At 53.4% G+C, this 22,892-nt stretch carries 17 protein-coding genes and 1 pseudogene; 7 read left to right on the top strand and 11 right to left on the bottom strand.

Going from position 1 to position 22,892, the window contains the following annotated elements; all coding sequences use genetic code 11:
- Positions 1–209 precede the first annotated feature (209 nt).
- The 8 genes and pseudogenes from BM317_RS15700 to BM317_RS15660 all read right to left on the bottom strand — a co-directional run bounded on the left by BM317_RS15700 (position 210) and on the right by BM317_RS15660 (position 12,147).
- The gene (locus BM317_RS15700; RefSeq protein ID WP_092475002.1) at positions 210–989 is read right to left on the bottom strand and encodes a hypothetical protein; all 780 of its coding nucleotides are present in this window, start codon (positions 987–989) and stop codon (positions 210–212) included.
- 884 nt (positions 990–1,873) lie between these two features.
- Entirely contained in the window at positions 1,874–2,242 is a 369-nt protein-coding gene (locus BM317_RS15695; protein WP_092474999.1) for a DUF6678 family protein, read from the bottom strand.
- Positions 2,243–2,347: 105 nt separating this feature from the next.
- Entirely contained in the window at positions 2,348–4,144 is a 1,797-nt protein-coding gene (locus BM317_RS15690; RefSeq protein ID WP_092346856.1) for a UvrD-helicase domain-containing protein, read from the bottom strand.
- A complete protein-coding gene (locus BM317_RS15685; RefSeq protein WP_092474995.1) occupies positions 4,145–6,280 on the bottom strand; it encodes an ATP-dependent nuclease in 2,136 nt (711 codons plus the stop codon).
- Between the two features lie 437 nt (positions 6,281–6,717).
- Positions 6,718–8,092 (bottom strand): annotated as a pseudogene (locus tag BM317_RS15680) (IS1182 family transposase).
- Positions 8,093–8,519: 427 nt separating this feature from the next.
- Positions 8,520–9,365: a hypothetical protein gene (locus BM317_RS30140; RefSeq protein WP_139236036.1), complete on the bottom strand. Its 846-nt coding sequence runs from the start codon at positions 9,363–9,365 to the stop codon at positions 8,520–8,522.
- A 20-nt stretch (positions 9,366–9,385) separates the two neighbouring features.
- Positions 9,386–10,369: a hypothetical protein gene (locus BM317_RS15665; RefSeq protein WP_092474986.1), complete on the bottom strand. Its 984-nt coding sequence runs from the start codon at positions 10,367–10,369 to the stop codon at positions 9,386–9,388.
- Positions 10,370–10,404: 35 nt separating this feature from the next.
- On the bottom strand, positions 10,405–12,147 hold the full coding sequence (locus tag BM317_RS15660; RefSeq protein WP_092474983.1) for an ATP-binding protein: 1,743 nt from the start codon (positions 12,145–12,147) through the stop codon (positions 10,405–10,407).
- A 1,013-nt stretch (positions 12,148–13,160) separates the two neighbouring features.
- Between BM317_RS15660 and BM317_RS15655 the strand changes: the two genes are divergently transcribed.
- From BM317_RS15655 to BM317_RS15620, 7 genes are all read left to right on the top strand, one after another.
- Positions 13,161–14,153, top strand: coding sequence for a DUF4917 family protein (locus tag BM317_RS15655; RefSeq protein ID WP_092474980.1), 993 nt, complete (start codon positions 13,161–13,163; stop codon positions 14,151–14,153).
- 48 nt (positions 14,154–14,201) lie between these two features.
- Entirely contained in the window at positions 14,202–15,353 is a 1,152-nt protein-coding gene (locus BM317_RS15650; RefSeq protein ID WP_092474977.1) for a hypothetical protein, read from the top strand.
- Between the two features lie 722 nt (positions 15,354–16,075).
- Entirely contained in the window at positions 16,076–16,966 is an 891-nt protein-coding gene (locus tag BM317_RS15640) for a GIY-YIG nuclease family protein (RefSeq protein ID WP_256574154.1), read from the top strand.
- A 166-nt stretch (positions 16,967–17,132) separates the two neighbouring features.
- Positions 17,133–17,465 carry an IS66-like element accessory protein TnpA gene (locus tag BM317_RS15635; RefSeq protein ID WP_092474969.1) on the top strand — a complete coding sequence of 111 codons (333 nt, stop codon included), beginning with the start codon at positions 17,133–17,135 and terminating at the stop codon, positions 17,463–17,465.
- On the top strand, positions 17,462–17,797 hold the full coding sequence (gene tnpB, locus BM317_RS31150; protein WP_139236035.1) for an IS66 family insertion sequence element accessory protein TnpB: 336 nt from the start codon (positions 17,462–17,464) through the stop codon (positions 17,795–17,797). Before BM317_RS15635 ends, tnpB begins: the two co-directional genes overlap by 4 nt.
- Positions 17,798–17,858: 61 nt before the next feature.
- Positions 17,859–19,448 carry an IS66 family transposase gene (locus BM317_RS15625; protein ID WP_092474965.1) on the top strand — a complete coding sequence of 530 codons (1,590 nt, stop codon included), beginning with the start codon at positions 17,859–17,861 and terminating at the stop codon, positions 19,446–19,448.
- A gap of 68 nt (positions 19,449–19,516) precedes the next feature.
- Positions 19,517–19,861 (top strand): antitoxin Xre/MbcA/ParS toxin-binding domain-containing protein, encoded by a 345-nt coding sequence (locus BM317_RS15620; protein WP_170866262.1) that lies wholly within the window; start codon positions 19,517–19,519, stop codon positions 19,859–19,861.
- 40 nt (positions 19,862–19,901) lie between these two features.
- Here BM317_RS15620 and BM317_RS31395 read toward each other — a convergent pair whose 3' ends face one another.
- From BM317_RS31395 to BM317_RS15610, 3 genes are read right to left on the bottom strand one after another with little or no spacing between them, the layout of a single operon-like run.
- A complete protein-coding gene (locus tag BM317_RS31395) occupies positions 19,902–20,228 on the bottom strand; it encodes a hypothetical protein (protein WP_368665052.1) in 327 nt (108 codons plus the stop codon).
- A gap of 34 nt (positions 20,229–20,262) precedes the next feature.
- Positions 20,263–21,429, bottom strand: a complete 1,167-nt coding sequence (locus BM317_RS15615) for a hypothetical protein (protein WP_092474960.1) — start codon at positions 21,427–21,429, stop codon at positions 20,263–20,265.
- Positions 21,426–22,883, bottom strand: a complete 1,458-nt coding sequence (locus BM317_RS15610; RefSeq protein ID WP_139236034.1) for a hypothetical protein — start codon at positions 22,881–22,883, stop codon at positions 21,426–21,428. Before BM317_RS15610 ends, BM317_RS15615 begins: the two co-directional genes overlap by 4 nt.
- Positions 22,884–22,892: the final 9 nt, after the last annotated feature.

The raw sequence follows: 22,892 nt of genomic DNA, 5'->3' as shown, positions 1-22,892 counted from the left end.
GCCGCTGGGTCAATCAAAGTCTCCTTCGGGTCGTTTTCTGCCCCTCGCGACAGGCAGAAATCGGCCAGAAGCGGTCCTACGCTGACTACAAAATACGGAGCGATTCAGTGTTCTGCATATCGCATAACGAAGCTCACGAAAAGGATGGCTGATTCAAGGGGACCAGTGTGCCAAGGGTGGGGGCGGCTGGCTGTTTATGCAACGCTTTCTTAGTGCTCTCCATATCCTTTATAGACTAGGTAGGCGGCTATCGTGTTGCATACGACATTTATGGAAATGAACCGAACCACATGTTGGGTCGCCATCAGCACAACACCGACAATTAGAGGATGTACCTCTCCCTTAACGCTTATATTTTCGGCCAATTCAACGACAGGTGATCCGCTGAAGCCTCGATAGTCGTGCTCCTTCCAATTCACTTCGGTCAGGCAGTATTGATTCGGAAATAGTCCATCGGCAGAGAGCTTTCCATAAAACCCTCTTGGTTGGATTCGTATTTGCCCGGCATCATAGTCAACTTCTGTTGCACAGTTCGGATGATTGTGAATTGGGTATCCGACAGTGCGCAAATTACTACCGCGAGCAAGCGCTAACTTTAATAGATTATCCACGTCATCTTGGTGTTGTAATGGCAACGCGCGCTCACGTAACGCTACATATTCTTCAGCGCTACTTTCTTCAGAAACTACGTATATGGCGACGTCTTCGATGTCGTTATCACAGCCATCGTCAACAGCTGTCTGTAAGACATGGCTAAATAATACGGACTTGTTCCCGCCAGGGATAACTGGGACCATCAAACTGGTTTCGGAGTTATCTGGCAAAATATCTTTAATGCAATGTCTTGCGGTAACGTAAAATACCGGATCGAATGGTGGGAAGGTTACGAAAAAGCCGGTGCCATTAAGCCCTGGGTACGACTCAAGCCCTTTGTACACAAGAATATTAGGGGAGATGCTTTTGTAGGGCATGTATGCAGAAGTGCTCATGAATATCTCATTAAAAACAGCAGTGCTAGTTAAGTCTAAATTGACATCCTTCGCCTCTAGGGCAGATAGCTTTTGTGGGGGTCAAAATATAAAAATTCACTATAATTACCTGGCTTGATTTATCTCAAATCGGGTGTGGCACTCGGTACACTCATAGGTGTGGGTATGTTCTGACACTGTACCGTCAGCCCGAACATGACCGGGTGAGCGCATTTCATTTCTTGGAATATTTCGGAGGCCACCTCGGCAAATAGGACAAAACTGGATGTCCGGTTGTTGGCCCGGTATGTTCGCCATTCTATTTCCTCCATATGACAGTCTGTATTTATTGAGCTTGCGCTTAACATATGTTCGATCCCGAATAGCAATAATAGCTAATTGATATCATCCAATCTAGTGCCGACCAAACTAATTTGATGGTCAGCAACCATGAATTCGAGCCCCTTCCACAGAGGAGTAGTTCAAATCGATGGCCAAAAGCACACAGCGGGTCGTTATGGAGCCCGTGCGGTCTTTCTCGTTTGATGTCTTTCCAGCGGAAGCGCCTCTTTGGACTGATATCGATGGAATGAATAGCTCACGCCAAGTGAAACTCTGGTGGTAGATCGCCTTTCGAGTCGAAACTACGGCAGACGGGAATGTCAGCTTTGGGTCAATTCTGTTGAAAAAGTCGGTTCTCTCGAATTGCCCGGAAGCTGAACGGTGAAGGAGCCTGTTTTTCGCGCGGCTACGTGAAATCTGTGTCCGAAGGGCTGTGCGGCCATTTAAGATTTCAATCTCATGCACTTACTTTTCTGCCCTGAGAATCACGTCCGACTTTTTCAACAGAATCGGTCGATAGCTGTCATTGTCAGAATACCGAGGGAAGGGCCTCTCAACGCCAATCAGGTTATGGAATCACGCTTCATGTAACCCCATATACGGAGCGTACCCTCCTTAATTGAATATCTGATACCGCACTTGCGAAGCGTCGTCTCCAACCACACTGACGACAACGCCTTGAGCTCCAGCCACTCGATTTCAGCGACCGGATGGATGTGGAAGTGCCAATCGGCGTCCCATTCCAGAACATGGCTTGGAGGAGCCAACACGCTCCGTAGCCTAAACTGAGGCTCCATCTCCGGGGAATTGAGCATCGAGTTGATCAGCTCAACCCCTTTGGTGTTATTCATCACTGGAACCAGCTCACCCGCACCCAAAAGCTTTGTAACTTTGGCGCGAGAAGCGTCATCCAGGCCTTGGAGCTGATGCATGAGTACTCCAGATCGGCGCAGAAAATAACATCCAAGCAGGCTGGATAATCTTGCTGAAGGCGCCTATCGGCCAGGAGCGGTCATTTGCGACCAGATTCTTACCCGTCAAGAAAGCTGGTCGTACCGGAATGCACATCCAGTAAGTACGTGGGTTGGTTGATAATCTCCGCTCCAGCCTCGACTGCGACCGCGCTCAGAGATCAGATGTAGGTTCTTTCTGGCCCGCGACGACACCACATACATGAGCTTCTTAGCTGTCTCGGCCTGGTTCGGATCGCTGAAATGGGGAACCATCCCTTCTAGCAGGCCATAGGCGATCACTGCGTCATACTCAGCGCCCTTGACCCCGTGGATCGTCGATACGGTGATTCCAGTCCGGTCCGCAAAGACCTTCCTGAACATCGCCAATTCAGCGATCGCCTCAGCGCCTTCCTTGATGAGCTTGTCAATGCGCTTCTGCGAGCATTCAAAGAAAGCGTCGTGATGCTCCTGGAGTGCCGCGCAGGTGTGGCGATCGATTCCAAAAGTGGAACATAGCTGGTCGAAGAACACCCGGAGGAAGACCAGGCCATCGGTTTCGGTGATGGTGATGGCGTTGCAGGCGCGCAGCAGTGTCTTGCGGTCCAAACCTGGAACCTCGACGCCGGCCTCGCTGAGGTCAGCGATTATCTCTCCCGCCCATCGCATCCGGCGTACATAGAGCTGTGGGGACGCCTCCGTCAGAATGATCCGAGCTAGCTTGTACCAGAAATTGTCGACGTCGCGCGCAAAGGGCACCATGCCCGGGCCGTCGAACGAATAAGCCGGAAGCGCCGCGACCAGCCTGCGTGTCATGCTTGCGAGATGGACCCACCAAGGCGCAACGATACAGACCTCATGCTGAGCGATCCCGAGCGTTTCGACGTTGAATTTGATGAGCCTTACAAGCTCTTCCTCCAGCGCGTCGCGGTGCGTCTGGTGATCGAAGGACACCACGCTCGCGTAGTCTTTGTCCCTCCCCACCGCCTCGATCTTCGAAGGCCAGACGTTGTAATTGCCGAAATAGCTCACAATGCGCGATGACGACCGGTAATTGTCTGACAGCTCCATTTCATTGAAGGTGATACCGCACTGCGCCCCAAAGTCCGCCGCCGTAATCGCATAGCCGCCAAGCGAGCCATAGATTGCCTGATTAGGATCGCCTACCACGAAGGCGGACGCACCGCGTTTCGACGCTTTCAGGATCGACGCGAGGATCGCATATTGGATTTCCCGCGTATCCTGAAATTCATCGAGGAGTACGCATTCGAAGATCGAACCCAGCAGCACGCTGATCGACGGATTATTCTCGATGAGTTGATAGGCGTAGAAAAGGATCAGTTCAAAATCGACCTGCCGCTCGGTACGAAGCGCCTTCCAATATGCCTGCAAAACTTCCCTAATTGCTTCATGTTTGTCGGTCTTGTTGCATGTCAGGACATAGCCGTCCGGCTTGAAATAATATGCGCAGTCGAAGCTGCTGAGCTTAGTGCCCTGCACCGCGCTGCAGAGTTCCTCGTGCATTCGTTCGGTGTCATGAGCATTGATCACCCGGAAACCGTGCTCGAGCGCCGAGTGATAGATTCCGTAGGGCTTTAAGATCCATTCGAGACAGAAGGAGTGGATCGTGCCAATCCAAAGCTGGCTCGTATCAACACCAAGCTGCTCGATCCGTTCGTGAATCTCATCCGCAGCCCGGTGCGTGTAGGTGATCGCGACGACGCGTTTTTTGTCCGACTTAAGCTCCGACAACAGGCGGGCGATCTTGTAGGTAAGGGTTCTCGTTTTACCGCTCCCCGGGCAGGCAACGAGGAAGACGCTGCCTGGATGCTCGATGGCTGCGACTTGGGCGTCGTTCAGATCTTTCCTGTCCCAGACAAACATCTAGAAGCTCGCCAGGATCGTGTTGATCCCGTCGGCCGGAAAGGCCTGTAGCATTTCGGCGCGGACCCCTGCAAAGTCGATCTCGCCGCTATAGTAGCGTCTGATTTGCGCGCGCATCGCGTCGATGTCCACTGCCGCGTGTAGTTGTGACTCCGCAAGGACCGAGACCCGATAATCCAGCACACGCGCCCATGTCTGGATGGATACCGGGAGATGTGCTTGGAAGATGGCGTCGAGGATGTAATCCGGAATGACAGTTTCTGGCGTGATCATTCGCCCCAGGATGATGGCGAACCACCCCTTTCCTGCGTAACGTGCCATCGTCAGCACGCGCGTCCCGAAACGTGCGATGTCGCCCGATTCCAGCTCCATTTTAGACGTCGCGATGGTGCCGCTATCCTTATAGACGTCGCCCAGCACCGAAACGACAGTGCCGACATTGCCGGCGGAAACGAAATCGACCTCGAAAGTGTGGTCGGCGAAGTGCGCCGTCAGCCAAGGATTCCCGTCACACAACTCCTTGAGCACTGCCTCGCGCTGGAGTCCAGCGATCTGTGACCCCAGTGCCTTCTTCTTTGCGGCCGCCTTATCGTCACTGTCGAGTATGTCCTTGGTCGTATCGATAAACGCTCGGTCAAGGTCGGTGATGATCGCGCAGCGCTTGCGGATGCGCTCGTTATGGAAAAGCACCGCAACATTCTCGAAGCCGGTGCTACGGATGTTGATCAAGCTGATCCCCAGCTCGTCCAGGCTGAGCCCGAACACTTTTTTAACGAGGATCGGGATGAGGATCTCCTCGGCGTCGCCCTCGACCAAGACCACGCTCTTGGCGAAGAGCAAATTGCTGCGGACCGCATCGAGGTAGCGCTGGATATTGCCAATCTGGACGGCGTCAAGTCCCGCAGATGGCTGAAACACCTCGCATCGTCCGTTCTGCCGGCCGAGGATGTTGATGTTCACGACGTTGTTCACTTCGGATATGTGGGTCGAATGGGTCGAATAGATGATCTGGGTGTCATCAAAGTTCAGCCGGTCGAACAGCGTTTTCTGGATATGGGTGTGGATGTGCGCCTCCGGCTCCTCGATCACGAGGAAATTGGCGAAGGACTCTTTCTGCTTCTGATATTTGAACTCGAGCAGCCTCAACGTCAGGTAGATGAGGTTTGCACCGCCCAGGCTCAGCTCGTGAATCGCGCCCTCATATTCTTCCTCGCTCTCGCCCACAAACAGCTTGAGCGACTGGAACAGGCGGTCGGCCTCGTCGGACAGATCCGAGCGGATCGAAAGTGATCGCGGGGAGTAGGTCTCGCCTGCCGCATCGGTAATGGTGTCGCGGATATCGGTGCGGATGGTTCCTACATCTGGTAGGCCCTCGATTGCATCATTGAGCCCTTTGACGAGCGCGGTGATTGGCTCGAAGCTCTGCGGATCGATCTCACCGCTTCGACACTTGAGCAGAGTTAGGAGCGGGTTGGTGCGGTTGTTCTGAAAGTCGGAGACCACATCGCGCAGTGCTTGCACGAAGGTGAAGCACACTTCGCGCGAGATCGAGAGCATGCCCGGGATGACGCCCCCGATAGCGGGGTTCGTCTGTTCTTGGGGAAATATTACCGCGTCGAAGTCGCCAGCCAGTTGCCTATAGGTTTCGGGATCGAGGAAGTTTGCGGTGCTCTTGCCGGTAAAGATCGTTTCATAATCCGAAATGGTGATCTTCGAACGTGCCTCAGCGAGTCCTACCGTATCACCGGCGGCAAGGTCCGCCAGGGTCCGCCGGACTGCCGCCTTGGGGCGGAAAATAAGGTTGTAGGTCGCCTTGCCGATCGCACCGTCGGCGATGTTACCGGTCCCATGAAGAAAGAGGGACTGAATCGCCTCGTCTTGGGATACCTCGTCGAACTCGAGGCTAATGACTATCCAGTGACCGCGCCAGTCGCCAAGGCCCCGGTGGAAGTCCTTCTCGTCGAGCCTATAGGCCGCGCGCAGCAGCGTGTCGTCTAGCAAAAGACGCAACGCCCGGAACAGGTTTGTCTTGCCTGACCCGTTCTCGCCTATGATCGTGTTAACGCCCTTGTTGAAGACTACATTCGCGCATTCGAAATTCCGGTAGTTGACGAGTTGTAACTTTGAAATATGCACGAATAACGTACCCCGTTTAGCCGTAGCTCGTTATTTTAGCCTGCCCAATCGAGCTGGAGCATTGTGCGCTCCCGTGGCTTGGTGGTGAAGATACGGCTCAATCGCTTAGCAAAGCACCGATCGAATCCTGCACTGTAGGCGGACACAAGCGCCGCCGGCCCTGCAAAGGCTGCAGCCCCTGCGATGTTGATCGGGAGTAATCGGAGTAGACCACGATATTGATGATGACGGGGAAGTCCAAACTAACTCTACTGCCAGTGAGTGGCTGCTCTTGGCCGATTCTGTTGAAAAAGTCGGATTTACCGCTCGCCTGAACTCAGGCACGACCATCGCCTAAGGAACCGAATCACCACACTGAGTGGTTTCTCAGCCCTTCGTTGGCCGTTGCGGCTCAGTTAGTGGGTTAATTTGAGGTTTTTTGCGGAGTGCAGGCGCACCTATCCCGTAGCAGGTTGACCTTGAGAGGCAAATTTAGCCCGCCGTCGCAGGTTCTGTACGGTAGCGGCTAGCGTGAATTCATCCGTCCCGCCACTCATGCCACGTAGTCGCAAGCGATCCAATTTCAGGATGCGCTTAAGGTGGGCAAACAACATTTCGACCTTCTCACGTTCGTGGCGAGAGCGCAGGTACGCAGGTGTCGTTGCGATTCGTCGCGCCACATCGCGCGCGGCTTCATGGACGCTGCGGGCGATCTTGCGGAACGCAGTGTTTGGGCAGCACTTGGCTTTCATCGGACAGCCAACGCAGTCGGTCTGCCTGGATCGGAAGATGATGGTGTTGACTTTGGTGACGTGCGAACGCTCGTTCTTGAAGGCTCGCCATTCGCTACGTAATGCATCGCCAGCCGGGCAGCAGTATTCCTCAGTCTCTTCGTTCCAGCGGAAATCGTTGCTCGAAAAATTGTCGTTCTTGCGTTCGGTTTTGTCCCACACCGGTACATGTGGCTCGATGTTCTTTTCCTCCACCATCCAGGCCAGCATCGGCGCGGTACCGTAAGCGGTGTCGCCAATCAGGCGTTCCGGCTTGATGTCGAACTGCGCTTCGACCCGTTCGATCATCGTCTTGGTGCTCTCGGCTTCTGCGGTTCGATGAGCCGGTGTGGGTTCCACATCCATGATCACGCCGTGCTCGGTATTGATCAGATAATTCGTGGAGTAAGCGTAGAACGCAGGGCCACCTGGAGCTGCGGTCCAGCGGACTTGAGGATCAGTCAGCGATAGGCGCTTCGGTAGCGTTTCGGCCAGAGCCTCTTCATCGAGGGCTTCAAGGTACTCGCGCACAGCGCGAGTGCTCAGGGCTGGATCGCTCCAGTTGACCTGTTCATCACCCGGTGCACCGCGCTACCGGCTGGCATCCGCCTTGATGATGCTGGCGTCCACGACAAAGCCTTCGCCCTTGACCAGGCCGGCGTCCATGCAGCGACGCAGCACTTCATTGAACAACCAGCGAAACAGATCGCTGTCCCGGAAACGTCCGTGTCGACTCTTGGAAAAGATTGAGTGATTAGGGACTTCATCTTCAAGACTCAACCGGCAAAACCAGCAATACGCCAGGTTCAAATGGGCTTCTTCGCACAACCGCCGCTCTGAGCGAATGCCGTAGCAATAACCCACGATCAGCATGCGAATCATCAGTTCGGGATCAATCGATCCGACGCCCAATCGGGCTGTAGAAATCGGCGAGGTAATGGCGCAAGTCGCTCAGATCGAGACACTGATCAATGCTGCGCAGTAGGTGATTGGTAGGGATGTGATCTTCGAGATTGAACGAGTAAAACAGCCGTTCCTGCCCACTCGATAACTGTCCCATCATGCTGCGTACGTCCCTGCTGACCGATGCGAAGATTCTGCCGCAGGCCAGACAGGGGAGCTACTTTTTCAACAGAATCGGTCAGAAGCAGACGCTCAGTCTAGAGAAGGTTAGCTGCAAAATAATGACTTTCAAAAGCATCTGTAAAATGCGAGGCGATTCAAATCACACTGAAAAGATTGGCCAATTAAAGTGCCTCAGTCACCTTGGACAAATAACACGCAATTGATCCAATGTGACACGAGTGACAATCGGCCAAAAAAGCTCATCAATCTCGGGTACTTGCTTGGCGCTAAATTCGTATAGCCTTCCTACTGCACTTCTTTTTGCAACCCTTTTCCAGCTCGCCAATACATATACCAACCCACATTAAACACAGACCACAAAACCCCAAACAACCTGAAAACAAATCACTATTACGGAATGACTTTCAGTTCGATGCCACATATTGTTTGAACTCATCCCCTGTCATTATGTAACCCTGGCCGATTTCAACAGACAAGTACTCACTCAACAGCGCACGAACTTCAGTTAACGCCCTAATCGTTCCCTTATCGTTTGTCACAAGAGTATTATTTTTTGCAAAATCAAGATGCAAAGCTATGTAAGCGTCCTCACAATCGTTACGATCCACTCGCATTATTTGATCATCTGAAGCGCGAAGGCTTTCATAATAACTCAGACGAGATAGCATATACCCTATGTATGGCGCCATAGCCAAAAAAGCATATCCTTTACTCTCAGCATCGTCAGGACTCACTAACTTATTCGCCACATACAATATTTCTTCACAAAGAACATTAGCAGTAATTAAGCGACCATCAGTTCTAGCGCCTAGCGATTCAATCCCCTCCACATATCGCATTTCTTCATCTTGCAGGATGGCAGACACCCTCACACCCAAATCATTACACGAGACTGCCTGCCCATCGGGATAAGTAATTTTTCTAGAACTAAGCTCAGTTAAAGTTTCTGACTGCTCTACAGCATCAATTAATTGAGCTAAGATTAAGCGATCCTCGCCACGCGTAGGATTTGGTTTCAAATTTGTCGTGGAAGCTAGACTCCAAAAGGGATCATCTAGGATCCGAGGGTGTTTACACTTGAGAAAATTTCCACGCATTCGCAAGTACCCGCTACCGCTAGAATCATCACCCAAATGGCTAGCTAATTCCAAAACGGTTAAGGTAGAGATAGCAACATCAAATCTCTGGCAGACCGAAACGAGATCGCTCCTTGAAATACCCCGAAGCACCGACGTATCCAGAATGAACATTACCCCACCTTTAATTTTAATTAGACCATTATCGATGGAACAACTTTTGCCGGCAAAGGATTTACACCAAGCGTGGCTGCCTCATTGGACTTCAGCATACCCCTAAGATATTGCAGAAGATCAAGTATATGACCATCCCAATTTTGCTTTATAACGTTTAAAATCGGATAAAGCACAGGATCATAATTCGCTCGCTGATCGGCGCCCATAGTCATGAATAGCTGGATGGTTCCTACTGCATTATAAAAATCCTGCACCACTGAGTGATCGCTATCTATCATAACAACGTATTTATTACCGACACTGGTATTTACCCATCCACCAGTGATGACTGGTGGATTTTTTTGTTGACCACTCAAGGCTTGTGAGAGATCTTGGTTTCTCCTTCTTACACCAATTCCAAATGAATAATATAGACCATTTTTCTTTTCCCAGTACCCGCCACTGACAAGCTGTTGCCCATGATTCCCCTCAACCTCCCCCAACACAGCAAAATTTCTTTCCTCTCCCCTTAGTAAAAAACACAGGTCGGCATAAGCTACCTTTTCAGCTGCTTCGGCATGTGTCATCGAGTTATACCCCAGAAGCTCCGGATTATTATCAGAAATGAATTTCGAGCCGCTTTGAAAGTCCTTCCCACTAATAAAGACTCCGTACTGAGTCGACAACCCCATAAAGTCATAATTATAATTATTCGATATATTTACCATTATATTGCTGAATACAGGCCATCCTTCAGCGCTTGTCAAATAGTGACACAGCAGACTTTGGAGCCCAAAGTTCTGAACAGACATTTTAATACTATTAAAGAAAGCAAAGCCTGCACGCGAAGTCAAATTCCGCAAAGAGGGAAAAACATCGCCCATATAGCTTTTCTGAAACCCATGCTCTATTGTTTTCTGATCATACAAAGTCTCTAAAATTGAGCAAAAATGCATTGCCCAATAAGAATTCATATCTACAAATACTGCAGGCTTTATTATTTCAAGCGTATTCTTTTCCAAGTTCTATCCTTTACTCATCAAGCTAACATTCAGCGCTACACCTTTTCTAACTGCCACTTAACCTGACGGCGCGCTGTCGCGATGATATCTAAGAATAAAAGAGTCTTCACATTCGGTTCGATATATTGCAGGGGGAAATCAGTGGACCGACGGCCCCCGAGCACCAATACAGTTATCGGCTTTGCCGTGTACTTTGCGAACTCATGCCGATACCTTGTAGCTTGCTGGTAATCCTCATGGTTCAGGCCATGAGAAGGCCTCTTGAACTCTATGAGCAAGTACTCACCATTCAAATTCTCGTTGAGCAGGAGGTCTGGTCGATCAGCCCCAGACTTCCCCTGATACTTCACACCCAAATACTCCTCGACCTGTTTCTTAAGCCCTTCGTTGGAGCTGAATGCGGTGTATTCAGCCCCAATGACCCAGAGAGCCTTCTCGATAGCGCGGTGAACCGTAGCCTCAAGGCAGGCCTTGTTTTTTACCAGGTTCTCCAACCAATCCAGGAACGCTAGCCGAGCTTTTGCCTGTTCCACCAAGATTGCCATATCCGCCAGGCCAAACTGCTCCAGCGCCTCAGCAACCGCAGCGACATCTGCTTTCTTGGCTTCAGCGAGATGTTCGATGACTGCTGCATAGTCCGAGCGCTCAATGGCCTGGAGCACCACGAATGCGATTGCCTCGACCTTATGCTCAGGCTCATCATAGTACTTGTCCAAGACCTTCTTAATGGCCTCCTCAGCAAACTGACGCTTGTGCTCAGGGAGTTTCGACATACTCAGGTTCAACGCCTTCTTCAACCTGGCATGCGCGAGCTGCATTTCCTGGGCATGAGATTGATGGAGCGCCTCCTTCACCGTCTGCTGGACGTATTCGGCGACCCGCTGGTAGCTCTCACTGTTCTCGATCACAGAATCCCAGCCAGCTGTGATGTAGTCCCTCAACCCATCAGCACTGATCTCACCATAAAGTTTGCGCAGCAGCTTAGGTGGAACGTCATCACACCCATCCAGCCCAAAGAAGCCAGGTTTACCAATGGCCTTACCATCGACGAGCAGCGTAATGCCGGGCTGTCGTAAGCCAGTCTTTTTGTTGCTGATGGAAAACCGTAGCGCTACGTCGCCCGCGGATGGCAACGTCTCGGATTCTTCCTTATAGGTGCCCTCGAGATCGTCGATGCCCAGTGGCTTTCCATTGATAATGATTGTGAATCCAGACTGCCGGCCATATTCCTTGATCAGCTCTTGCCGGAGTTGGATAGGATTCGGGTAGCTCAGATCTTGCCGGAGATGTGTGAGCTGAATCGAGGTACCGTGCTCTCCTTCACAGCAGTTGGACAAAGCTATCTCGATTGGAAGGTGCTCAATGTCAGCAGCCTGCTGGAGATTGTCGACACTCAGCGTAAATGACGCGGACTGGCCACGAGCCCGAGTACTCAAGGTCATTACCGACGCAGCCATCAGGCCCGCAAATTTGCCGATGCCCTTTCGACCTTTAATGACCCTCTGCTTTCCGAGAGTCCGCTCTCCTCGCCTGAGGCGGCAGTCGGATGCAATCTTCATGTACTGAGATTTCAGCTCGATCACAGTCATGCCATTGCCATTGTCGCTGACAACGATGGGGTGATCGCTCAAGGGCTCCGGTAGAACGATGACAACTTCTTCTGCATCGGCATCCCACGCGTTGTCCACTAGTTCTTTGAGAGCTTTCTCTGTCGACGAATACCCCTGCCCCAGCAATGTCGCCAAGCGCGCATCGACCTGGAAATTGGCTTGCTCCATGATTCATCCTTGGATTCTATCAGCGAGTGGCAATTTAATATCACCCGGTAGAGCCTGTCACTACCCTTTGATCGTGTTTTACGATGACTGATGGTCAGCCTCTGCGGGAGTGCGCGACAGCGTCCACAACATGAAGCCACCGCGCGTATATTTTCTATAGGCCAGTACCCCTCTTAGCAGGATGCTGCTTCGACCTAGGGTGCTTTGTTATTCTTAACAGTGGACGTCACCAATGGCCGCTTTGGGCCGATTTTGTTGAAAAAATCGGTCCTTCCAGAATGCCAGCATACTGGCCGCTGTAAACGCCTTTTTGCGCGCCGCTACGCGAAATCTGAGCCCGGAACCCTCGGTTCAAAAGTAAAGATTTCAATTTCAAGCGCGTACTTTTCTGCCGTGGAAACCATGACCGACTTTTTCAACAGAATCGGCCGATAGCGGACATTCACCACCGGCAGGCTCACGAGAAGATAAGGTGTCAGTTCCTGCGGTAGCCCTTCTTTCCGGCAGGCGCCTTCTACTTAATCGACTATCGACATACGGTTCCCTATTGGCTGCATGTGGCGATTCAGACCGAGCTGTTCGATCAGGAGCTTGCGTCGTCAAAGCAGGAGCGCGCTGCCGCCAAGGATTATTTGTTGCGGCATGGCGGGACTGGTAGCGCAGACGAGGTGAATGCTCTCCGGGCCGTCTCTTCCGTGAATCACAGGGTCCCCAACGCGAGCCGAGGGCCAAAAGCCAGGGCTTGTTCTGCACATTTTTTGCACATATCTTTTCAGCCATTACGCCAGCAGTAGCGCTATCTTTCGGAGCTTTTTGACGCGGATTCTGCATGTTTATTTGCAGATTTCTTCACATTTTTTGCGTCAGAGTCGGCCTTCTGACCGAGGGCAATCGCGCCATCCAATCATGTGCTAGCCAGATGCCATTTATGCGTGTGCAGGTATGTGTTAAAGCTATGCGTGAAGATTGGCCTTGAGATCAGGGCTGAGTGTTTAGAAGCCAGGGAAGGGCCTATGCCACACCAAATTCTTGGTTGGGAAGAGATTGCCGGTTACTTCGAGCGGGGTACCGCTCTGATCGGTAACGGAGCAAGTATCGCGGTCGATAGGAGCTTCGGGTATGAGGCGCTTTTGCAAGAAGCACGTAGGCGGGGCCTGCTTACAGCTGAGGTAGAAGAGCTTTTCAGGTCATTCGAGACGAATGATTTTGAGTTGGCGCTGCGGCTGGTTTGGCATGCGACCATGGTCAACTCTGCGCTCCGGATTCCTGATGGCCTCACTCGTCAGGTGTACCAGGACATTCGCCGTGCGCTTATTGAAACCGTACGCGCTGTGCACCCTGCACACGCCGATGTAGCTGCTCGCGTTCCCCGTATGTACCGCTTCCTGAAGCAGTTCAGTACGGTCCTGTCGCTGAATTACGACCTGCTTGTGTACTGGACGATGACCTACGGGCTAGACGTGCAGGACCGGCATCAGTTCAAGGACTGCTTCCTGGATGGGAACTTCGATGACGACTGGAAGCGCTTTAGGCGGCGTACCCGGGAGCAGACAAATACACTGGTCTTTTACCCCCACGGTAACTTGGCTCTGTGTCGAGACTTGCTGGACAACGAAGGCAAGATTCATGACCAGGGCAAAGGGCTTCTAGGGGCAATTTTGCATGCTTGGAGCACCGGCGAGTTTATTCCCCTGTTTGTGAGCGAAGGTACTTCGGCACAGAAGCTGTCGGCGATCCAGAACAGCTACTACCTATCCACTGTGTACCGGGAGGTTATTCCCTCATTGGAGGGGACTCTCACCATCTTCGGTTGGGGAATGGGCGAGCAGGAAGCGCATTTACTTCAACGGCTTTCGAAATCGGATGTGGATCGGGTTGCGTGTTCGGTCTATCGGGGCAACCAACAGTTCTGCGAGGCCGCGTGCCGTACTCTCAGAGATCACCTCGGCGACATAGACGTTGTGTTTTTTGACAGTGCGACTACCGGGTGGGCCGCCTGCGCTTAGCGCTCATCTTCGCGCGGTAGAGCACGAAAGCTGATTCGAGAGAACTTCATGAAAAAAACGTTGCATTTGGCACTAAGCCAATACGAGCCCATTCCGCTTTCGCTCCAAGGAGCTAACGCTGAAGAGGCAAAGCAGGTCATCGAGTTAGACGTCGCTAGCCTCTACCATCACTACTATCAGGACTCCTACGAGACCGCTCCACCGGATCCTAATCCTGCTCTGTTTGAACACACGAGCTTTTTGATGCCGGGCGTAGAGTTTCGATTTCAGGCAAATGGTCTGGGTGCCTCGACCAACGCGAAGCGGAACAGGTCTAGTGAGTTGGGGCAAGCATTCTGTCGTTGGTTTCTGTATGAGCATCTAGGGCTCAAATACTTCGCGCACATGGATAGCATGGTTGGAGCAAGCCGCTCGGATCTACATGGCTATACCGTGGAGCGTGCCGCACCAGGAGATATGCCTGATTACCTGTGCAGTGACGGGGCGGGTACTGTAGTGCTCGCGGAGGCAAAAGGTCGCTATACGTCGGTGAGCTTCAAGAGCAAGGAGTTCTCGAGTTGGCGACAGCAATTCACTCGAGTCAGGGTTTTGGACGCTCGGAAAAAACCGGTCAGGGTAAAGGGTCATATCGTGGCCACTAGATTTGCTACCGAGTATCAGTCTGCTATTCAGACCAAGCTGTATGCGGAAGACCCCAGTACGGAAGGTCAAGAGCCGATCTCGATGGACACCGCAGCTCTTCTCTCCAGACATGTTGCAGCCAGTCATTATGCGGATGTACTTGTGAAGCTCGATCAGCCGCTTTTGGCTCATGCCATCCGGAGATCAATCCGTTTGGATGACCTGCTCGGTATCCCAGTGACTATCTGGAGGTTTGCATTCGGAGACTTTGAGCACGAGTTCGTAGGGGGCTACTACGCACGCGATACGGCGCAGCCTTTGATCGACTTCAAAGATGGACATATTTCCCGGCGCAGTTCGGATCCGTTCCGGCTAGGGGTGCACTCGGGAACATTCGTGGGGTTAGACCTGTCAGTCTTCAAGCGTCTAGTAGATGCGGCCCGCAACAACCGCCCGCTGGGTGACCTGCCAGAAATCGAACCGCTCAGGGATGTCTACAGTGGGCTGAGTATGCTCCGGGACGGCTCAGTCATAGGACCATTGCAGATGTTTATTCCAGATAGATTCGCCCGATTCTAGGCCCGTGGCATCTGTCTGGGGGCGCACTGCTTGGCCCTATGGGCTTAACCACAAGCACTGCTCTGATTGTCAGTAGGCGTGGGCGCACAACTAATGTGTGCACCCACGCAGCCACGTTAGTTACTCCGTTCCTCCGTCCATGGCCCGACAGCGATAACAGCACCAATCGAAAAGAGCACCGGCACTGCTACTAGGGACAGGATGCCCACAATGCCAGTGGCCACTATGTAGCCGAGTACTTCTCTCACGCCGAACTCAACGGCCATACCCCAGGTGTGCAAGATCAGGGTGACTGTGGAGCTGGCGCATGAAATCGATCCAAACAGCATCATGAGCCCCAGAGCACTCAGCGCTAGTTTCCCTCTCTCATCCACTTTTTTGTTCCCTGTAGTAGTCATGCCACCCGGCACGTAGGTATCGAATCATAGCGGACGAACTATATCGAGCCAAAACCATGCGGCAAAACTCCATCAGGGTGTTGGCCCCATACCGCTGCTAGCCTGATGAGTCTGAGCTCATAAGATCAAGGAGGAACTATCAAGAGGTGGGCTGATGGCCTGACTCCACGGTGTGGCTAGCATCCTGCTACTGTCTTGGAGCTCAATTCCAAAGTGGCTGCCCAAGCCATGGTGCATATCATCGGAGATACCGAGAGCGCGATTCGTCCCTTCAAAGCGCAGATCGGACGGCGACACCATAAAGATTGGCTACCGAGGGACTGATTGACTAAGCCGAACTACCACAGTGCGCTTCGGTGTCATCGCCTTGATGATCTGTTTTTGGTCGATCTCGACAGGTCAGGACAACGAAGCCTGACGGTCAAATCCAATGCAACGACTGCTCAAGTCAGTGCGATCTCTTACGTAGTTGGAGTAGGTCAAGGAGCTGGAATGAATCGGGAAGCAATCGAAAACATACTGACGTTGAAAAATTCAATGCAGGCAGCAATCGACTCAGGAGAAATCAAGAGCCGCGAGCAATTGATGGAAGTTGCAGCCTGCCATGGTTTGATCGGCACGAGGAACGGCATCGACTACGCGGGTTTCAAGTGTGAAAACGGAAAGCGGCTGCGGGTCCGTTTCAATTTCAATGATCTCCCACCAAAAGAACACAGAGCGAAGGGACCCAGACCTAGCAAGGTAACAACAGGGTTCTGGATTTACGCTCTGACCGCCCATAGCGATGATGGCGAACGCAAAGCATGTTATGTGGGGCAGGCTGCCGATCTGCGCAAGCGGTTTCGCGATCACCTTCATCGGCAACGGGAGGGACGCGGTTCTTTTGCCTTGTTCCAGTGGGCGGCGCGCGAACAAGTTGACGTAAAAGCAGTAGTGCTCACTTGGGCTGCAGGTACTCAGAGCAACGCCACTTACTTTGAAGGCTATTGGCTTCAGCGGGCGCTCGCCGCCAGCTTTGACGCTCCCGATGTGCAGAATTGGGGGAACCTACCTAAGCCAACGAGCCTACCTGGCCAGCCAACATACTGGCCAGCAGTAGCGGCGCAAGCCAACTCCATATCTCTTATTGAAGTAGTCATGCAAAAGATTATCCCTAAGCCCCTATACCTCGAAGCCGAATCTTTAGAACCGCTTCAGATCTTATCCCCAACGTGAGCCTACCATTTGAATCGCCGCGGGTTTCGTAGACACGTTTAAGAGGCTGCTTTGGCCGTTTTTTGTAACCGTCCGGCCAAGTCATCTACCCAGCCCCGCAAAGCCAAGACATGGTGTGCACTTAAATTAAGTGGGCACCAGTTCTAGCCTTTTAAGCGGGTATTTCATGCAGCCAAAACGCCGTTCCTATTCCAAGTCCTTCAAGGCCCAGGTCATTCAAGAGTGTGCACAGCCCGGCGCTTCGATTGCCAGCGTCGCGCTCGGCCATAGCATCAACGCAAACCTCGTCCACAAATGGATTCGGCTGCAAGCGCAAAAAAGCCCGTCGCTCTCACCTGCATTTATTCCGTTAGCCATGCCGCTGGCCAGGGCAAACTCCCATCCAGCATCATCGAATATCTGCGTTGAAATACAGCACCCGCGCGGCACCATCAAAGTGAACTGGCCAACTGAAAGTGCTGCCGCCTGTGCGACTTTTCTTCGAGACCTTTTGCGATGATTCGCATCGACTCCATCTGGCTCGCCACCGAGCCGATGGACATGCGCGCAGGCACCGAAACGGCGCTAGCCAAGGTAATCGCGGTGTTCGGTGCGGCGCAGCCGCACTGCGCTTATCTGTTCGCCAACCGCCGCGCCAATCGCATGAAAGTGCTGGTGCATGACGGCTTCGGAATATGGCTGGCGGCGCGCCGGTTAAACCAAGGCAAGTTCCACTGGCCTGGCATTCGCCATGGTTCTGAGATGGAACTGGATGCCGAGCAACTTCTAGCCTTGGTGCTGGGGCTGCCATGGCAACGCGCAGGTTCTGGAGGCTCGATCACACTGCTTTAACGGCTACCATTAGCCTATCGATCTATCGTCGCGAATTGTCTGCTCTGGCAAAATCGGCCCCATGACATCACTACCCAATCTCGATCACCTGCCCCCTGAACAACTGCGCGCCTTGGCGGCGCAGTTGATGCAGCGTGTCGAAACGCTCGACCACCAGGTCGACACGCTGGGCAAGACGGTAGATACGATGAGTAAAACCGTTGCGACGATGGGCAAGAAGATCAACCGCGATCAGACAGTGATCGAGAAGCTGACCCACGAGATCGCCCAGCTCAAGCGTTTGAAGTTTGCCAAGCGCAGCGAGCAGATGAATCCGGAGCAGGCCAGTTTGCTCGATGACCTGATCGATACCGATATCGCAGCGATTGAAGCAGAGCTTCTGGCCTTGCAGACAGTGCCAGTGGCGACCGAGAAAAAGCAGAAACCCAAGCGCACTGCATTACCGGCCGAGTTTCCACGCACACTGATCCATCACGAACCGGACAATACACACTGCCCATGCGGCTGCGCCCTCAAGCGCATCGGTGAGGACGTTAGCGAGAAGCTGGACTACACGCCCGGCGTGTCCACCGTCGAACGCCATGTCCGTGGCAAATGGGTTTGCGATGACTGCGAAACGCTGATTCAGGCGCCGGTTCCGGCACAGATTATTGATAAGGGCATCCCAACCGCCGGGTTGCTGGCCCACGTGATGATCGCCAAGTTTGCCGACCACCTGCCGCTTTACCGTCAAGAGTCGATCTTCGATCGAGCGGGCCTGGCGATTCCACGCTCAACCCTGGCTCAATGGGTTGGCGTGACTGGGGTTCAGTTACAGCCGCTGGTCGATGCGCTGCGCGACGTGGTACTCGGGCAGCAGGTTATTCATGCCGATGAAACACCCGTGCAAATGCTTATGCCGGGAACGAAGAAGACTCACCGTTCCTATGTGTGGGCCTATGCCACCAGCCAGTTCTCGGACGTGGCAGCGGTGGTTTACGACTTCAGCCCCAGCCGCGCCGGAGAGCATGCTCGTAACTTCCTGCAAGACTGGAGGGGCAAGCTGGTCTGCGACGACTTTGGCGGCTATAAGGCCAGCTTTGAACTCGGCGTGACCGAGATCGGCTGCATGGCCCATGCACGGCGCAAGTTCTTCGAACTGCACGCTACGAATAAAAGCACGCTCGCCGAGCAAGCCCTGCGCTATATCCAGTTGTTGTACGAAATCGAAAGAGAAGTCCGAGACCTGGAGCCGGATTTACGGCGCCGAATACGGCAAGAAAAAGCAGTCCCAGTGATGAATATGCTGCATGCCTGGATGATCGCCCAGCGTGACCTCGTGCACGAAGGCTCGGCCATCAGCAGAGCACTTGATTACAGCCTGAAACGCTGGGCAGCGCTGTCGCGCTACCTTGATGACGGGGCCTTACCCATAGATAACAACTGGTGTGAGAACCAGATCCGCCCTTGGGCTCTTGGACGTAAAAACTGGCTTTTCGCTGGGTCGCTACGCAGCGGTAAACGGGCAGCGGCGATCATGAGTCTGATCCAGTCTGCGCGACTGAATGGTCATGATCCATATGTGTATTTGAAGGATGTTCTCACGCGCCTGCCGACGCAGCCGGCGAGTGAAATCGATCAGTTGCTGCCGCATAGATGGCATCCGGTTTAATCGTGCAATGCGAGACGCCGCGCGCTTGCGGTATACCCGAGGAAGCCACCGTTCAGCAAATTCACGAAATGATCGATTCCGGCCTGATGGCAAGCACTATTTCGGCATTGCGCGATATGGGACTTTTAAGCCTTGAAACTCAGGACAGAATTATCCCTGCTAAGGCACTCAAGTCCAAGCTAGCCATCGGCGAGCGTTTGACCGCTGGAGAAAGCGATTACCTCTTTCGGATCGCACACACGATTGCGTTGGCCGAGTACTTTTTTGGGGACACTGAAAAGACCATACGCTGGTTGTCCAAACCAAAGTCTCGCCTCTCGGGTAGGAGCCCCGTTGAGATGTTTTCAACCACGTCTGGATTGCGCCAAGTGGAGGCGCTTATTGTTCAGGCAATGGAAGGAATGTCGTTCTAATCCTCTTCACCAAAGGCTGGTGGACACCGCTCGCTCGGCATCAAGTGAGTAATCTACTTATGCAACGAATGCCGGGTGTAAAGAAATACCCCGCACCGGTCGCGAGCACAAAGTCGCCTGCTAGAGTCACCGAAACTTGCTTGCCGTCCACTGTCATCTGCAGTTGCCGACCACCCGGTGGTGCGCGACCGATGATCGGATCGATTCCTCCGGCAATAGGCCGCGTCGGATCGCCTACCCACTCGTTCATAAGCCGAAAGAATCCATGCTGAATAGATGTCTGGTAACTCATGAACATTAACCCGCGATCGGCACCGTCTTCTACGCCGTGCCAATCCGGCCCGAATGGAATGCCCCGCCGCAGCATTTGGCTGCGGAGCGTGCTTCCGACGCCGCCGAAGTCATGGCTCTGGTCGCGCGGATTGACCTTGCGGATGTGTCCAAAAAACGGGCAAATTTTTCCCTGTCGGATCCGCGCCAGCTCCCGGAAATTCATAATCTCCGTTTTTGTCGTTCAGCGTGACTGCCGCAATTGGAGTCAAGAACCTGAATCCATTCAACCTGTAGAATTTTCCTGATATCTCATCAACCTCCTTGTCTGGCGAAAGGGAGACAGGTGTGCCGTCACGCCATCGACCTACACAGCGCGACGCCGCCCGCTCACTTGTCCACTCCGTTCCGGTGCTTGCGGTCAGCTGATTGGCGAGGTTCGCCATCGCACGCCAGAACAATCCCACGTCTTGGCTCAAGCGCCGAATCACTAGCAACGATCCATTCATGAGCAGCGACTCACCTTCACCCACAATGGCACCGGGCTGTTGCTGCGCGTCCGGATCGAGCCCCGGATAACCGAATATGAACTGACCGGGCCAAGTCAACAATTGCCCCGGCCGCGCCCACATACGCGCCTGTGGATGGCCGGCCGGGTAGGCACGCGGCGTTAGATAGGTGTCGGGATCCACGCGACCACGAATACCCGGCTGGGAAACACCGTCGACAAAACCGAAGTGCTCCGCATCGCGTTCGATTCTGCGTCCACATTCTCGCAGCACGATCGTGCAACTCTCTCCAAGCATCGCCACGTAATGGCCGGTGGTGGAAATCACTTCCGCTTGGTCTGCTGATGCAATGATCAGGAGAACATCGGGTTCAGTTTCAGGCGTACTACCAAACTGCCAGCTTGCGGGCATTCCATTAGCATCAATTTCATCACCGATTGCGGCGGCACTGCGCGCGGCCCCCATTTGGAAGATTGGGTCAACTATCCTCGACGGATCCTCTCCCAGCTTGGCAATGCCTGCCTTGGAGAAGGCCATCGCGACGCTGAGCTGAGCTTCAGCCGTCGGCACGCCGCCAGCAAGCGCAACCATGCGACGACGCGCTTTATCAGCAGCAGACGCTCTTCCTGGCGTGACATCGGCGGCTACTATCCTTAGTGCAGCTTTCGCATTCACCACGTCTTCGGGTTTGAAACGAATGCCGAGAAGCATTTCGTATGCCCGTCCGAACCCTGTCAGAAGGTGGCCCTGAATGTCGTCGACTTCAAGAAGCGGCTCTTCGACACTCATGGCATCTTGGCCCGATTCGAAGGAATATCCGGCGCGATCAGAAGATCATCTCCGACAGGGGCGGTTTCCGTCTGAGCAGGAAGCAGTTCCTCGAGAATGCCATTGAGCTTGTCCACCTTGACACCGAAGGTCGTGAGCTTCGCTTTCAAGAATATCGAAGTCCCGACATTCGGAATCTCGTCCGACCAGTCATCTTTGGTGAGATCGGAGCAACCGCGTCCATCACCACCCTCGAACGTGCCAAAGAAACCCGGACTATCCGGATTGCGACAGATAAGGCCTTCGCGGCAGCCAGTGACAGTCTGATCCGCGCCGCCGTTCTTCACATCGGCATAGAGCACCATGGTGATTTTACGTGCTACCTGCCCGCCACGCTTAAGTGGACGATTATCGAGGAAGCAGTCGCCCAGGGCCCAGTTGGCACCGACAGGGGCTTCGAGCTTTATATGGAGCTTGCGCGGTTGGTTCTCTTGGTTGGTGCCACGGGTAAGAGTCAACACCTCTTTTTCCGCAACACTTACTCTCCCAGCGGGGGTTTCTCGTTCAAGTGTCGAAAGATCGACCCGCCCTATGTAAAGCCCGATCGGATCCGTGAGTGATACTCGATTGCCTGCGGAAATTTGGATACCGACCTGCTCGCCTATGCTTGGGTCGCTGCTTCGATTGATTGCGCCATAGCCGGCGCAGGCGATTCTAGTCAGCGCCGGATCATCGTCATAGGCGGGATCCGGCCCATCTATATCGGCCTGACACACCCGTGACGCAACTGCGGCCAGATTGATCTCAGCGCCGAGCGTATTCGCCCAGTGGGTGAGGTGAACCACCCCATCGGTCGAGTTCCACTTGTTAAAGCCGTTGTAGCGGCCTTTCTTGTAGAGTTGAAGCCACGAGCCGACGCCCTTCTTGTCTTCCCCGTAGACCATCAAGGGTTCAGGGAAAAACAAGTCATCTCGTTCCACCTGGGGCCCAACCAGCTCTTGGTAACGTTTTAGCACGAGTTCGGGCTCTTTCTCGGCGATGTACGTCCAATACTCGGGTGGCTCAGCAGTAAATGAGAGGCGGATTAATTTACCCGTATCGTCCCTGTCTGCATGCCACTCGACATATTCGTCCTGTTGGCGATAGCAGATCGGCACTTCCGTACCCGATCCCGAACCGAGCCGCGCTCGGCGCGCGAGACGCTTTCGCGTCGGATCCAGGAGATGGGCGAGGTGTGCCTTGACGGTTCGCAGCGCTGGCTTTCCGTCCTTGCCGTTCTCCCACCAGAAGAAATTCTCGATGACTACGTCAGCAGTCGCCTCAGCCTCCGCTTGCTTATCGGGCGTAGGATTGCTCAACACCTTGTGCCAGCGATCGAGTGCACGCGGAAAGCCATTCCACGGTATAGGTGCCGTAGCGTCAGCCTTAACTTTGCGCGGATCGAAATAGTTGGGACTGATTTCACAAGCTCCCAAAACCCGTTC

It is taken from the genome of Pseudomonas sp. NFACC24-1 (genome assembly GCF_900115235.1).
Classification (GTDB): domain Bacteria; phylum Pseudomonadota; class Gammaproteobacteria; order Pseudomonadales; family Pseudomonadaceae; genus Aquipseudomonas; species Aquipseudomonas fluorescens_AA.
Note: the sequence above shows the minus strand (reverse complement) of the source record. Positions and strands in the feature narration are given on the sequence as shown.

What these genes read in the sequence shown, in the direction of transcription:
- BM317_RS15700 (WP_092475002.1), bottom strand. Translation starts at nt 989, where the DNA reads ATGAGCACTTCTGCATACATGCCCTACAAAAGCATCTCCCCTAATATT.
- BM317_RS15695 (WP_092474999.1), bottom strand. Translation starts at nt 2,242, where the DNA reads ATGCATCAGCTCCAAGGCCTGGATGACGCTTCTCGCGCCAAAGTTACA.
- BM317_RS15690 (WP_092346856.1), bottom strand. Translation starts at nt 4,144, where the DNA reads ATGTTTGTCTGGGACAGGAAAGATCTGAACGACGCCCAAGTCGCAGCC.
- BM317_RS30140 (WP_139236036.1), bottom strand. Translation starts at nt 9,365, where the DNA reads ATGTTCATTCTGGATACGTCGGTGCTTCGGGGTATTTCAAGGAGCGAT.
- BM317_RS15660 (WP_092474983.1), bottom strand. Translation starts at nt 12,147, where the DNA reads ATGGAGCAAGCCAATTTCCAGGTCGATGCGCGCTTGGCGACATTGCTG.
- BM317_RS15655 (WP_092474980.1), top strand. Translation starts at nt 13,161, where the DNA reads ATGCCACACCAAATTCTTGGTTGGGAAGAGATTGCCGGTTACTTCGAG.
- BM317_RS15650 (WP_092474977.1), top strand. Translation starts at nt 14,202, where the DNA reads ATGAAAAAAACGTTGCATTTGGCACTAAGCCAATACGAGCCCATTCCG.
- BM317_RS15635 (WP_092474969.1), top strand. Translation starts at nt 17,133, where the DNA reads ATGCAGCCAAAACGCCGTTCCTATTCCAAGTCCTTCAAGGCCCAGGTC.
- tnpB (WP_139236035.1), top strand. Translation starts at nt 17,462, where the DNA reads ATGATTCGCATCGACTCCATCTGGCTCGCCACCGAGCCGATGGACATG.
- BM317_RS15625 (WP_092474965.1), top strand. Translation starts at nt 17,859, where the DNA reads ATGACATCACTACCCAATCTCGATCACCTGCCCCCTGAACAACTGCGC.
- BM317_RS15620 (WP_170866262.1), top strand. Translation starts at nt 19,517, where the DNA reads ATGATCGATTCCGGCCTGATGGCAAGCACTATTTCGGCATTGCGCGAT.
- BM317_RS31395 (WP_368665052.1), bottom strand. Translation starts at nt 20,228, where the DNA reads ATGCTGCGGCGGGGCATTCCATTCGGGCCGGATTGGCACGGCGTAGAA.
- BM317_RS15615 (WP_092474960.1), bottom strand. Translation starts at nt 21,429, where the DNA reads ATGAGTGTCGAAGAGCCGCTTCTTGAAGTCGACGACATTCAGGGCCAC.